Raw genomic sequence first — 13,848 nt, forward strand, 5'->3', positions numbered from 1 at the left:
ATATGCATAGAATAAAATATGGTGTTCTTTTATTCACCCTTGTTGTATTGTCCTCTTGCAAGGAGCAACAAAATAAAGGAACTTCTGAAAATATTAGCGACAAAGAAAATGTGCAAGACCCAGTAGTGACTTTTGAACACGACAAGGCGGCCAAAAAAGTAAAGGTAAGTTTAGACGGTACTCTTTTTACAAACTATATCTATGACGGTAAAACCCCTAAGCCCATATTATATCCTGTATTGACCCTAAGCGGAAAAACGTTGACCAGAGGTTTTCCTTTTGAACCAAGACCTGGTGAGCGTATAGACCATCCCCATCATGCGGGTTTATGGTTTAATTATGGAGATGTAAACGGTTTGGATTTTTGGAACAACTCCTATGCCATTCCAGATGCTGAAAAAGATAAATATGGCAGCATTGTCCATGATGAATTTTTGGAGATGGATGAAGACAAAGGGGTCCTCAAGGTCAAGGCCTTTTGGCAAACTTCTACCAATGAAAATCTTTTGGAGGAAACCACCCAATTGACCTTTGCTCAAGTTGGTAATACAAGAATAATTGATCGTAACACCACTTTAAAGGCTTTAAAGGATGTTGCCTTCAATGACAACAAGGAAGGAATGATAGGTATTAGGGTGGCCAGGGAAATGGAAATGCCAACGGATAAACCTGCTGAGTTTACAGATGCTGATGGCAATATAACCAAGGTTAAGGTTTTAAATAATGAAGGGGTAGAGGGCAATTACATATCAAGTTCAGGTCTAACGGGCAATAAGGTTTGGGGTACCCGAAACGAGTGGGTGAAATTGGAAAGTAAACTAGAAAATGAACAGATTTCCATAACCATAATAGATCATGAAAATAATGTAGGGTTTCCTACGTATTGGCATGCCCGCGATTACGGGTTGTTTGCTGCAAATCCGTTAGGTCAAGGCGTTTTTTCAGATGGTAAGGAATCCTTGAACTTTAAATTGAAAGAAGGGGAAAGTACTACTTTTAAGTACCGTATCCTTATACATAATGGATCAGCGTTAACACCAGAAGAAATAACCAAATCGTTTACGGATTTTAATCAATAAAGGCCATGAAAGTTATTGTACAAATTTTACTCCTTGTTCTTTTCGTACTTCCTGTGAACGGACAAACAGGGGATGATACTTGGAAACCTATTTTTGATGGCAATGACCTTGAACAATGGCGCGTTCCAAAAAAGAATATTTGGTGGTCTATAGATAATGGAACCTTATGGGCCAAGAGCGATCCAGATAAAATTGGCTCTATTTTGTGGACCAAAAAATCATATACCAATTTTATGGTTCAAATGGATTTTAAATTTGGTGAGGGTGTAGTGGATACCGGTATATATATGCGAGGTGATAACCCTAGAAACGTGCAGGTGCAAATTGGTATTTCTGGATCTTTGAAAAAGGATATGACAGCCTCGCCATACGTGCCCACTTTAGGTTATCCGGTAGAGGCCTCTGGTGTTGATGCCCTGTTAGACCATAAGAGATGGAATACCATTAGGGCTATGACCATGGGCAATACTTATACCGTTTGGCTAAATGGGGTAGAGGTCATGAACTATGAGCTGGAGAATGCCAATTTAAAAGGGCCTATAGGTTTACAATTGCATCCAGGCAACGAAATGACCGTGCAGTTCAGGAATATTATGGTAAATGAACTTTAACCCATATAATTCGTGGAATAAATTTTCACGAAACCATATTGGGTAGTACCTTATCGCAGATAATTTAAAGGTTGAACTTTGAGTATAGGTATTAAGCAGATAGCGGAATTGGCCAATGTTTCCATTGGCACGGTTGACCGTGTGCTGCATAAACGGGGTGGGGTATCCAAAGAAACGGAACTTAGGATACTAAAGATTATTGAGGAAAACGGCTATCAGAAAAATACAGTGGCAAGTAGGTTAAAGCTCGCTTCTGTAAACAAGATAAAATTTGCCATATTATTACCAGAATCAACATCGACCTCAAATTATTGGGAACTGCCAAGATTGGGCATTGCAAATGCCTTGGATGAACTAAAGGAATTTGGCGTGCGTGGTGATCATTATCAATTTGCAGGTTCATCATCATCTTCATTTAGAAAAGGATGTAGTCAAATTGTGTTAAAGAACTATGATGCGGTCATAACGGTACCTTTTTTTGAAAAAGAGTGCAACATGTTTTTGGAAGCCTCTAAAAAAAGAAAATTGAAAGTCGTTTTTTTAGATACCGAAATACCATTAAAATATCCTTCTAATTTCATAAGACAAAATTCCCATAAGGCAGGTATGGTAGCCGGCAGATTGCTACATGGGCTGGTAGGGGATAAAGGAAAATATTTTATTGTAAATACGTATAACGATGTGGGTATACAGGTCAACAATAAACAACGTGAGGACGGTTTTAGGTCCTTTTTTAAATCGTTGAAAAAGGATGTTATGATCAAGACCGTAAACCATCCTTTGAACGAAGCATTGGAAATTACGGAAGAAATGCTTTCTTGGTTTAAAGGAGATAGCTCAAAAGGAGTTTTCGTTACCAATTCAAGGGCACATTTAATTCCTGAAATTTTATCGGAGTATAGGGTTAGCAATACCTCCTTATTGGGTTTTGATCTAAACGATAAAAATTTGACGTACCTAAAAAATGGAAAAATTGATTTTTTGATCAATCAACAGCCTAAATACCAAGGTTATGCAGCCATAAAGAATTTATTCAATTCCTTGACCAAGCAGGATAATGCAGACCTTGATCTTGATATTCCCGTAGAGATATTTGTAAGGGAGCATTTTATGTAATAGTTCCTCATAAAAAAATCCTCCTTAAACCAATTTGGTTGAAGGAGGATTAAACTAAAACTAACTCAAACTAACAATATTATTGTGGATAGCCCGGATTTTGCGGGTAGCCACCCAACGCCCTATCTATTTGATTTTGGGGTATTGGTCTTACTGTGTGGTAATCTTGAATGTTGGGAGATGCTTGTGGGTTGTACAACCTAGTTCGCTCTACCAATTTGCCCGTTCTGGCCAAATCTGGCCAACGATGGCCTTCGCCCACTAATTCTCTAGCCCTCTCATCAAGTAAAAAATCCAAATCCACATCTGCCGGGGCAATCTGCGAGGCCGCTTCTTGGCCCGGAACCGCCGCCCTTAATCTAATTACATTGATATCGTCCGCCGCACCTGAAGGATTGTTTTGCTGTAGCTTGGCTTCCGCTCGTAACAAATAGGCATCTGCCAATCTCATTAAGATAAAATCTCGTTGGCCGTTCACTTTTTGCCTATCTGGTCTAGTTGGGTCTATCCATTTGTTCATGGATGGAAAAAGACGTTCGTTATATTCATCATTGCTATAGACCAAGTAAGGTACTTCATTCTGTCTTGATTGTGGCCAATCTACATCTTTGCCGGGTCCTGGAATATAAATGGCCGTATCGCCAATTGCCAAGGCCGCCCTTGCAGGTTCTTCACCTACTGCATCCGTAGCGGGTTCTTCTTTGTTGGCATACCATACATGCTTAAATGAAGCGTCATACCTTGTATCTACTGACCTGTCCCAAAGGGTCAGCATAAAATCCGTAGGCCGGTGACGTTTCCATGGCCTACCGTTTGCAATATCCCTTGTCATTCCTCTTCTTACATCATATTCATGTAGAAAATAGAGATGCCATCTATGTCCAAATGGGTCAACATCACTATCTACTTGAGATTTTGAATTGGGAACTACAAAAACCATTTCGCTGTTTTCCTGGTTATCTATATCCCATAAATCCGCAAAGTTGGGAAGTAGGGAAAAGTTATAATTGTTAATAACATTGCTGAACAAGGTTTCTGCCCTAGAAGCGTCTGAAGTTTCCGCAAATCCTTGATAGCTTCTCGTCAATAGTGCCTTGCCCAATAAAAATTCTGCAGCAGGCTTAGTGGCCCTACCATAATCAGATTGCTCATCGGGTAAATTGGCTATGGCATATTCAAGATCGGGTATTATTGCTTGCGCATAAATTTCTGATTGTGAGGTTTTGTTCGCCTCTACTTCTACGCCTTCCGTTTCCTCTAAGCTAAGGTGAGCGTCACCAAATGTGGTCACGATATTAAAATAAAAATAGGCCCTTAAAAAACGTACTTCTGCCAATCTCAATGTTTTTTTGGCTTCATCCATTTCAACGTCCGTGGCACGGTTAACAATTGCATTTGCTTGGTTGATTCCTTTATACCAGTTGTCCCATGAATCGGTAATATAACTTTCCGCACCATTAAGTCCGCCATCGTAAAAATTAAAGACCTTATGGCCACCATCTGCCCCATTGGTCCAGATATCCGTTCCAAAGGTCAACATGGCCGCACTAATTTCCTGTCCATAAAAAGGTTTAAAAGTGGAATAGGTTGCTCTTACACCATCTTCTAGACCACTTTCTGTAGTATAATAAGAGGCCGCTGAAACGTCTGTTACCAGCTCCTCTTCAATAAATTTATCACAAGACTTTGTTGTAAAAGCCAGTGCTAAAACTAAGAGTATATAAATTTTTCTGTTCATAATATTTAAATTATTCTATTTAAACTAACAATTTTTTATGGTTAAAAGGTTGCCTTTAAGGATAATGACCATTGTTTTGTACTAGGTACAACGCCACTGTTCAAATCTGTAGAATCTTCTGAAATTTCAGGATCATAGGTATCGTAATCACTTGCAAACCAAAGATTCTGTCCAGAAACTGACAAACGTAATTTTTCCATACTCAGTTTTTCAACTATTGAATCTGGTAAATTATAGCCTAACGATATATTTCTTAGCTTAATGAAACTACCATCAAAATAGCGCAACGTTGAACCATTTCTTGGACTTTCTTGATTTTCATTAGGTCTTGGATAGGCGTTAGTAGGATTATCGATAGTCCAATAATCTACGTCTAGGTTGTTGTATCTTCCAAACAAGGCGTTGTTGCTTCCATGAAAATTAGATTGCACAGTGTGCCCTTGTCTAAAGACAAAGAAAATTCCTAAATCAAATCCTTTATAGGAAAACTTGTTGTTGAAACCACCATACCAATCTGGCACTCCATTACCAATTATTTTTCTATCATCTGGCGTAATAACCCCATCACCGTTTAAATCGTTCAATTTAATCTCCCCAGGGACCTTATTGTCAGCTGCCAAAGCGGCAGCCTCTTCATTGGCTTGCCAAATACCTATTTTTTCATAATCATAGTATACTTTTATGGGCTGACCTATAAACCATCCGTTACCCACATCATCCAGTGGATTTCCATCCGCATCCGTTAAGGCAAGTTCCGTTATTTCTTCATTATAAGTGGATAAGTTTAAATCTACGTCCCAATTAAACCCATCATCTGGATTATCAATGATACCTCCGCTAATAGAGAATTCAAATCCTGTAGTTCTTGTACTACCTACGTTTTGTAAAACACTCTCGTAACCTGAGGTAGATGGCAGACTTCTTTCCAATAATAGGTCTACGGTATTGGTTCTAAACCAATCAAAAGAACCTACCAAACGATTATTGAAGAACCCATAATCCAAACCAATATCCAAGGTTTTTGAAACCTCCCAGGTCAAATCTTCGTTGGGAATTTCGTTTAAGCCAAATCCTAATGCAGGTGATTCTCCAAAGGCATATACGGAACTTGCCAACCTACCTGCAGTTTGGTAGGGTAGTACGGAAGTATTACCTACTTCACCATAAGATGCCCTTAACTTCATCTCCGAAACCTGTGTTTCCATTAAAAAATCCTCTTGGTCTAAACGCCAACCTGCAGATACACCAGGGAAGTATTTCCATTGGTTACCAGGGGCCAATCTAGACGAGCCATCCGCACGTAAGGATGCCTGAAATAAATATTTACTGTCAAAATCATAGTTTACCCTTCCCATAAAAGAGGCTAGGGCCCATTCCGTCAATCCGGATTCTAATACCCCACCTTGGGTGGCAGAACCTAGGTTATAAAATGATTGTGACTCATAGGGAATACCGGTTACATTACCGTCATTAAATTCAACCCTAGATTTCTGTATACTCTGTAGAAGGGTAACCTTTAAATTTTGTCTATCCGTTAATGCCGTATTATAGGTCAATAAATTTTCTAGGGTATAACCAAGGTCGTTAACATTCAATATACGAGCCCTACCAGGTCCTCCACGGTTGGTGTTGGTTAAACTACCTGCAAATGTTCCTCTTCTTCCTATTCTAATATCAGGACCAAAAGTAGTGGTCCATTTAATACCTTCCGCAATATTGATATCCAAATAAATGGGAGCAAATATTCTTGTTTGCTGTCTTTCATCTATATAAGCTCCTTCTACTAGTTCGTTTAAAGGATTTGTACGGATACCATCATTAGTGGGAAGAAATTTTAAATCACCGTTTTCATCATAAGGAACCCCTAATGGGTTATTGGCCAAGGCTTCACCCAATGTTGCATTAGAACCCCAATTTTGTTCTGTTCTGGCGACAAGGAACGATGCACCGATCTTAAATATGTCGTTGATTTTATGGTCCACGTTCAAGCGGCCGGAAAAGCGTTCAAAATCTTGGTTGGATATAATACCTTGCTCTTTAAAATAACCTATTGATGTACTGAACGTGGTATTTTCCGAACCTCCACTTACACCTATTTGGTGATTGGTCTGATACCCATTACCGGTAACCAAATCCTGGTAATCCGTTGAGCGGCCTTGTGCCAATGATTCTAATTCAATTGGGTCCAAAAATACTTCAGTATCCGCAGGTATGGCCCCGTTCCAGCCAATACGTCTGGACTCTCTTTTCAAATCCGCAAACTCCGCACCGTTCATCATATCCACCAATCTTGTGGCAGAGGTTGTGCCGTATCTACTGCTATAGGTAATTTTGGTTTTTCCAACCTTACCACGGTTGGTAGAAACCAATATGACACCATTTGCACCCCTAGAACCGTAAACGGCCGTTGCTGCAGCATCTTTAAGTACTTGCATGGAGGCAATATCATCTGGATTGATATCTGCCATAGAATTTGGTCCGTCAATTAAAGGAATACCGTCAACTACATACAAAGGATCGTTAGATGCGCTGATGGAACGTCTACCACGAATCCTAACCGTTGGGTTCTGTCCGGGTCTTCCACCTGTGGACTGTACATCAACACCGGCTATTTGCCCCTTTATTGCATCTATACTACTGGAAACCTGTACAATACTTAATTGTTCGGCACTTACGGTCTCAATAGCACCGGTTACCTCACCTTTCTTTTGGGTACCATATCCTACCAAAACCACTTCATCCAACAAAGAAGCGTCCGGTTCCAGAGTTACATTAATAGTAGTTCTGCCGTTGACCGCAACTTCGTTCTTCCCATAACCTACATAACTGAATACCAATGTACTGTTAGATGGGGCGCTTATACTGTAATTCCCGTCAAAATCCGCTACAGATCCCGTAGTGGTACCTTTGACAACAACACTTGCACCTGCTAAAGGTATGCCGTTCTCATCCAGTATCTGACCCGTAACGGTTGTTTGGACATCTTCGATCATTATTGATTTAGATGAATGATCTGAATTTCCTAAAATTGGGCCGACCGTTAAAATGCCAAGTACGGCAGATAACAGTAAACTCTTTGTTTTCCGACTTAATTTTTTAATGTGTTTTTTTTTCATTTGTTAAGTGTAATTAGGTGGTTAATTAAAGTTGATTGTTAATTAATAATTAGAAATTAAATAGGAGGAGTGTTTTATAAATCTTTTTAGTACATGACCAGTAGTATTATATGTTTTTAATTTATTGAATATTCGTTAACGTACACGGATTGTTAAAAAATGTTAATTAAATGTAACAAAATTATTTATATAAAAAATAAAATATGTAATAATAGTGCTAAATCATTGCTATTTTACCAAATAATACACATTAAATTATAGTATTGTTAAAGTAAATATTAAAAATTTAAAAAAATAAGGGTTAATTAAAGAGGTCATTGCAGTATAAAAGAGACCTTTTGGATTTATGAAAATGAAGAAATGATTTTACTAGGAATTTGTACTATTTTACACTGATCAAAACAGCTTCACAACTTTGTAGGTCTGAGTTTAGAATTATGTTTTCAGCCTTTTTTCCGTCTGAAATCTCTAATGAAACCGTATTAGGAGGAGAACTGCCTAAATTATGCGCATAGAGAAATAAATCGTTAGGTTTGTCAGGGTTCAATTTTATATTGAACGCTTGTTTAAAATAGGTGAGATAATATTTTGAAACAACAGATACACCATTGAGATAAATGGATACAATATCCCCGTCTTGCCTACCATGATCCCAAATTTTGACGATTATATTTTCAGAATCGAATTCAAATTTTTTGGTATACGAAATTTTTCTACCTTCAAAACTTTCCCGTAAAATCGGTTCTTTTTTTATTTGTGGTGCAGGTTCAGGTGTAATATTCACTACCGTTTCCGTATTGCTGCTATTTTTTTTGTTTTTTACATTCTTTACGGGAACAGGGTTGGCGTTTGCCAATTGCTGTTTTTTCTTTCTTTCATCAGATGCCGCATTGGTAATGGTGAAGAACGGTGTAACCTTTTTTGCAATTTTGAATTTATTATCAGGAAAGAGTTCTATGGCTACTACTTGATATCTATTGCCTGAACCAATATTCTTTGCCAATTCTATTCCTTCTTCAAACCCATCATTTTTAAAGGTTCCCAATTCTTGCACGACCATTTCATTGCGTACCAGAAAAAAACGAATTGTTTTACTCGTATCAATATTTACTGTGTTCCATTCTAAAGCAACTTTATTTGGAATGTTCCATACTGTACTGGAATTGGGTTGGGAAAAGTTAATGATAGAATTTTGTGTGCTTGCATTATCCTGTCCAAAGCTTATGGACCACATAAAGCTCATCAACACTACAATTAGAAAATGTTTTTTACGCATAAGAATTCTCTTGTCCCAAAGATAGTATTTAACCCTAACATGCTAAATACTTGAATGTTTTCAAGGTTTTGAATCTAAATTTTAAAACCTATTTTTTTTAAAATTGGTTTTAATATACATATTCATTTCATAATAAATGATGTCTTGCTCAAATATTGTGAATAACTAAATATTGGAAATAATCCTAATAATTGGAAATAATCCATAATTTAGCTATCCTGATTTTTCTAGGGGAATAGTTATGAGCAAGACCATTTTACATATTGATTTGGATACGTTTTATGTATCCGTAGAGCGGCTCAATAATCGTGAGTTGCAGAATAAACCTTTGTTGGTGGGTGGTACAGGAGACCGCGGTGTGGTAGCGGCTTGTAGTTATGAGACCCGTGGCTATGGGGTGCATTCTGGTATGCCCATGAAAATGGCACGAGAACTTTGCCCCGAAGCTTTTGTAATTCGTGGTAATGCGGGCGAGTATAGCAAGCATTCAGATGTGGTGACGGAGATAATTAAGGAGTATGTGCCCGTGTTCGAAAAATCCAGTATAGACGAGTTTTATGCAGACCTCTCAGGTATGGACCGTTTTTTTGGTTGTTACCAATATGCCTCGGAAATGCGTAAGAAAATCATCAGGGAAACTGGGCTTCCCATATCCTTTGGTCTATCTGCAAATAAAGTTGTTTCCAAAGTTGCTACAAATGAGGCAAAGCCTAACAATCAATTAAAGATAGATGAAGGATTGGAAAAGCCTTTTTTAGCGCCACTTTCCATCAAAAAAATACCAATGGTGGGCGATAAAACATATCAAACATTACGGAACCTTGGACTACGACAAGTACGCATGGTACAAGAAATGCCCATGGAGGTCATGCAACGGGTGTTGGGAGCCAATGGCGGAGTCATTTGGAAAAGAGCCAACGGTATAGATAATACACCTGTAATTCCGTTCTGCGAGCGAAAATCTATTTCTACCGAACGAACTTTTGATAAAGATACTATTGATGTAAATAGACTACGAGGCATCCTCATTGCCATGACAGAAAATTTGGCGTACCAGTTACGGCGTGGAGAAAAATTGACCGCCTGTATATCCGTAAAGATCAGATACTCTGATTTTAACACGTATTCCAAACAAATGCGTATTCCCTATACCAGTGCAGACCATATCCTGATTCCTAAAATATTGGACCTGTTCAAGACTTTGTATAACCGTAGGTTATTGGTTAGGCTAATAGGTATACGTTTTAGTCACTTGGTTTCGGGTAACTATCAAATTAATTTGTTCGATGATACCGAGGAAATCCTAAGCCTTTATAATGCAATGGACAATATCCGTAAACGATATGGGGATAAAAGTGTGCTACGGGCATCGGGTATGGGAGCAAAGACCATAGGGAGAATGCATAACCCTTTCAACGGCCTGCCTCCAGTGGTTTTGGCGCATAGGAAGATTTAGTTATTGGTTGGCGGTTGTCGGTAGTCTGTTGTTGGAGGTGTTTGTCCGGTCTATCATAGTTGAGGCCAGTTCACTGAGCGTAGCCGAAGTGAAATTTAATGGGAGAAATTAGATGTTGGAAAAGAGAATATAGAAAAGAGAATATAGAAAATAGAGAAGAGAAAATAGAATATAGAGAAGAGAAATAGTTATAAGCGCTCTTGAGCTCAGCGCAAAAAACGAATAACAAAAACGAACAACGAATTTTGTATCTAAACTGCCATACATATTACAGCCTACGCTATGGGACCTTTTCGGAACTGGAGCTTTTGCAATTGGCAAAGGAGCTTGGGGTTACACAATTGGCATTAACGGATATCAACAATACATCGGCTTGTTTAAATTTTGTACGTAAGGCCCCGGAGTATGATATACGGCCTATTTTAGGAATTGATTTTAGAAATGGGGTTGAGCCTTGTTTTGTTGGGATAGCTAAAAATAATGAGGGATTTCTGGAGCTCAACGACTTTTTATCGGAACACATTCATCAAGAAAAGAAAATTCCGGAAATAGCCCCAATGTTTAAGCATGTGTTCGTAATATATCCTTTTGAAAAAGTACTTCAAAATGAAAAGAAAAGCTTTGATGAACATGAGTTTATAGGGGTTTCGGTAAATGAGTTGAAACGATTGCGATTTTCTAAATTATTGCAACAACGAGAAAAGATTATTCTACTACAGCCCGTTACCTTTAGGAACAAGCGCGATTTTAATGCGCACCGTCTCTTGAGAGCCATTGCCAACAATACCTTGCTAAGTAAACTTTCTGTAACCGAACAGGCGGGCGAAGATGAAAAGATGTATGCAATTCCCAATTTGGCGGCACACTTTTCTGAACACAGTTTTATTTTGGAAAATACACAAAGGTTAATGAATGCCTGTACGATTCATTTTGATTTTTCCGACGGTAGAAAGCCCCAAAATTTAAGTACATACTTGGGCAGTAAAAAAGAGGACGAGGTCTTTCTTGAAAAATTATGTCAAGAAGGCCTGCCCTACAGGTATCCTGAGGTTGACAAAGCTGTGCTAAACCGTTTGGAAAAGGAACTTTACTTAATTAAAAAAATGGGCTTTGTATCCTACTTTCTTATTAATTGGGATATTATTTCATACGCCAGAAAACAAAAATTCTTTTATGTGGGTAGAGGAAGTGGTGCCAACAGTATTGTAGCCTACCTGCTTTTTATTACCGATGTAGACCCAATGGAGCTCGACTTGTATTTTGAACGTTTCATTAATCTATACCGTGTAAATCCGCCTGATTTTGATATTGATTTCTCCCATAGGGACAGGCCCATTATGACGGAGTATATTTTTAATCGTTTTAAGAATGTTGCATTGTTGGGTACCTATGTAACTTTTCAGTCCAGAGGTGTTATACGTGAACTGGGCAAGGTATTTGGACTTCCAAAAGATGAAATAGATTTGCTGTGCAATGGTGACATACAGGCAGGCCGATTGGACAATATTTCTGCTTTGGTCCTTAAATATACCCAACTACTCCACGGTATGCCCAATTATTTAAGTATTCATGCAGGCGGGATTTTAATTACCGAGAAACCCATTCATTGGTTTTCTGCCACCAATATGCCTCCCAAAGGATTTCCTACTACGCAGTTTGATATGGTCATTGCGGAGGACGTTGGCATTTTTAAGTTCGATATTCTAGCCCAACGCGGACTCTCCAAAATAAAAGAGACGTTGGATATTTTAGAGCGAGACCGCCCAGAAGAATTTGCCAAGTTTGATATTCATGATATCAAAGCGTTCAAGAACGACCCTAAAATCAATAACATGGTAAAAACAGCGCAGTGTATGGGTTGTTTTTATGTGGAGTCTCCCGCTATGCGGATGTTATTGAAAAAGCTGGAAGTAGATACCTATTTGGGGCTCGTAGCGGCAAGTTCCATTATTCGCCCCGGTGTGTCCAAAAGCGGTATGATGCGTGAATATATTTTGCGGCACAGAAACAAGGGCAGGGCAGAGGAAATGGCACACCCGGTAATGTTAGAGATTATGCCAGAGACCTATGGAGTTATGGTCTACCAAGAAGATGTGATAAAAGTGGCCCACCATTTTGCCAATCTTGATTTGGGGGAAGCCGATGTTTTACGACGCGGAATGAGTGGTAAATTCCGTTCTCGAGAGGAGTTTCAAAAAGTGCAGGATACCTTTATGGACAACTGCCGTAAAAAAGGTTATTCGGAACAACTTATAAAAGAGATTTGGGACCAAGTAGCCAGTTTTGCAGGTTATGCGTTTGCCAAGGGGCATTCGGCATCGTATGCGGTAGAAAGTTACCAAAGTTTATTTTTACGTGCCTATTATCCGTTGGAATATATGGTAGCGGTACTCAATAATGGTGGCGGATTTTACAAACCTGAATTCTATGTGCACGAAGCTCGTATGTTGGGCGCAATCATTCATCCACCTTGTATCAATAATAGCAATGTGGACAACAAGATCTATGGTAAGCACCTATATTTAGGCTTGGGTTATTTACGGGAATTGGAGCAGCGGGTAATGGAGCGTATTCTAAAAGAGCGCCATCTTAATGGTATTTTTAGTTCGTTGGAAGGTTTTTTAGATCGTTTAATTATTTCTATAGAACAAGTAAGCATACTAATACGAATTGATGCCTTCAGATTTACCGAGACCAATAAACACGAACTCCTATGGAAAGCGCATTTGTTTTTGAACAAAACCAAGAAAATAGACCACCCAAAACTGTTTGCGCCACGGCACCAACATTTTGAGATTCCTTCATTATATAGTACTAATTTAGAAGTAGCTTTTACGCAATTGGAGTTGTTGGGGTTTAGTTTGTGTAGCCCGTTTGAACTTTTGGCAACTCCACCTCTTCATACCACCGGTAGTAAGGACCTGAAATTATATTTAAATAAAAATATTGATATTTATGGATATTTGATTACGGTAAAACGAACGCGGACGCATACGAATAAGGCAATGTTCTTTGCTACACTAATAGACCAGCAGGGTCAGGTTTTTGATACGGTCTTGTTTCCGCCCGTAGCGGCTAAATATATGTTTAGGGGAAGGGGTGTATACCGTTTTTATGGAAAGGTGGTAAGTGAATTTGGTTTTTTAAGTATTGAGGTCATTAAACTTCAAAAACAAGATTTTGTACAAGACCCCAGGTATGCCGATATGAAAACCAGTACCAAGGTCTTTGACAAAAAGAAAGTGAATGACCAAGAAGAGAATAAATTAGGCAATCAGTTTGTTTAGAAAGCATTAAGCGCTTAAATTAAAATCCAGAATGAACTGTGGAACCTGAAAAAGGTGCCTATTCATCCATATTTTTTACATCTATTTTCCTGAATTTATTTATAATAGAATCATCACTATTATGCTCTGTAAATTATGGTAGGTCTTGCTAAGAATAAAATTGATTTTA

Annotated in this window: 8 protein-coding genes; 5 read left to right on the forward strand and 3 right to left on the reverse strand. The window is 38.6% G+C overall.

Annotated features, from left to right (window positions below; all coding sequences use genetic code 11):
- The first annotated feature begins 2 nt into the window (after window positions 1–2).
- The 3 genes from JM81_RS13710 to JM81_RS13720 all read left to right on the forward strand — a co-directional run bounded on the left by JM81_RS13710 (window position 3) and on the right by JM81_RS13720 (window position 2,806).
- Window positions 3–1,079: a PmoA family protein gene (locus JM81_RS13710; RefSeq protein WP_144804257.1), complete on the forward strand. Its 1,077-nt coding sequence runs from the start codon at window positions 3–5 to the stop codon at window positions 1,077–1,079.
- Window positions 1,080–1,084: 5 nt separating this feature from the next.
- Entirely contained in the window at window positions 1,085–1,690 is a 606-nt protein-coding gene (locus tag JM81_RS13715; protein ID WP_144804259.1) for a DUF1080 domain-containing protein, read from the forward strand.
- Between the two features lie 78 nt (window positions 1,691–1,768).
- The gene (locus tag JM81_RS13720; RefSeq protein ID WP_144804261.1) at window positions 1,769–2,806 is read left to right on the forward strand and encodes a substrate-binding domain-containing protein; all 1,038 of its coding nucleotides are present in this window, start codon (window positions 1,769–1,771) and stop codon (window positions 2,804–2,806) included.
- Between the two features lie 79 nt (window positions 2,807–2,885).
- On the opposite strand, the gene JM81_RS13725 is transcribed toward JM81_RS13720, so the two are convergent.
- The 3 genes from JM81_RS13725 to JM81_RS13735 form a co-directional block, all read right to left on the reverse strand.
- Window positions 2,886–4,544, reverse strand: coding sequence for a RagB/SusD family nutrient uptake outer membrane protein (locus tag JM81_RS13725; protein ID WP_144804263.1), 1,659 nt, complete (start codon window positions 4,542–4,544; stop codon window positions 2,886–2,888).
- A gap of 41 nt (window positions 4,545–4,585) precedes the next feature.
- Complete coding sequence (locus tag JM81_RS13730; protein ID WP_144804265.1) at window positions 4,586–7,660, reverse strand: SusC/RagA family TonB-linked outer membrane protein; 3,075 nt, start codon at window positions 7,658–7,660, stop codon at window positions 4,586–4,588.
- Between the two features lie 382 nt (window positions 7,661–8,042).
- Complete coding sequence (locus tag JM81_RS13735; protein WP_144804267.1) at window positions 8,043–8,936, reverse strand: hypothetical protein; 894 nt, start codon at window positions 8,934–8,936, stop codon at window positions 8,043–8,045.
- A 241-nt stretch (window positions 8,937–9,177) separates the two neighbouring features.
- Here JM81_RS13735 and dinB point away from each other — a divergent pair, with 241 nt between their 5' ends.
- Complete coding sequence (dinB, locus tag JM81_RS13740; RefSeq protein ID WP_144804269.1) at window positions 9,178–10,392, forward strand: DNA polymerase IV; 1,215 nt, start codon at window positions 9,178–9,180, stop codon at window positions 10,390–10,392.
- 245 nt (window positions 10,393–10,637) lie between these two features.
- The gene (locus tag JM81_RS13745; RefSeq protein WP_144805648.1) at window positions 10,638–13,679 is read left to right on the forward strand and encodes a DNA polymerase III subunit alpha; all 3,042 of its coding nucleotides are present in this window, start codon (window positions 10,638–10,640) and stop codon (window positions 13,677–13,679) included.
- Window positions 13,680–13,848: the final 169 nt, after the last annotated feature.

It is taken from the genome of Maribacter sp. MAR_2009_72, assembly GCF_007827235.1.
GTDB lineage: Bacteria > Bacteroidota > Bacteroidia > Flavobacteriales > Flavobacteriaceae > Maribacter > Maribacter sedimenticola.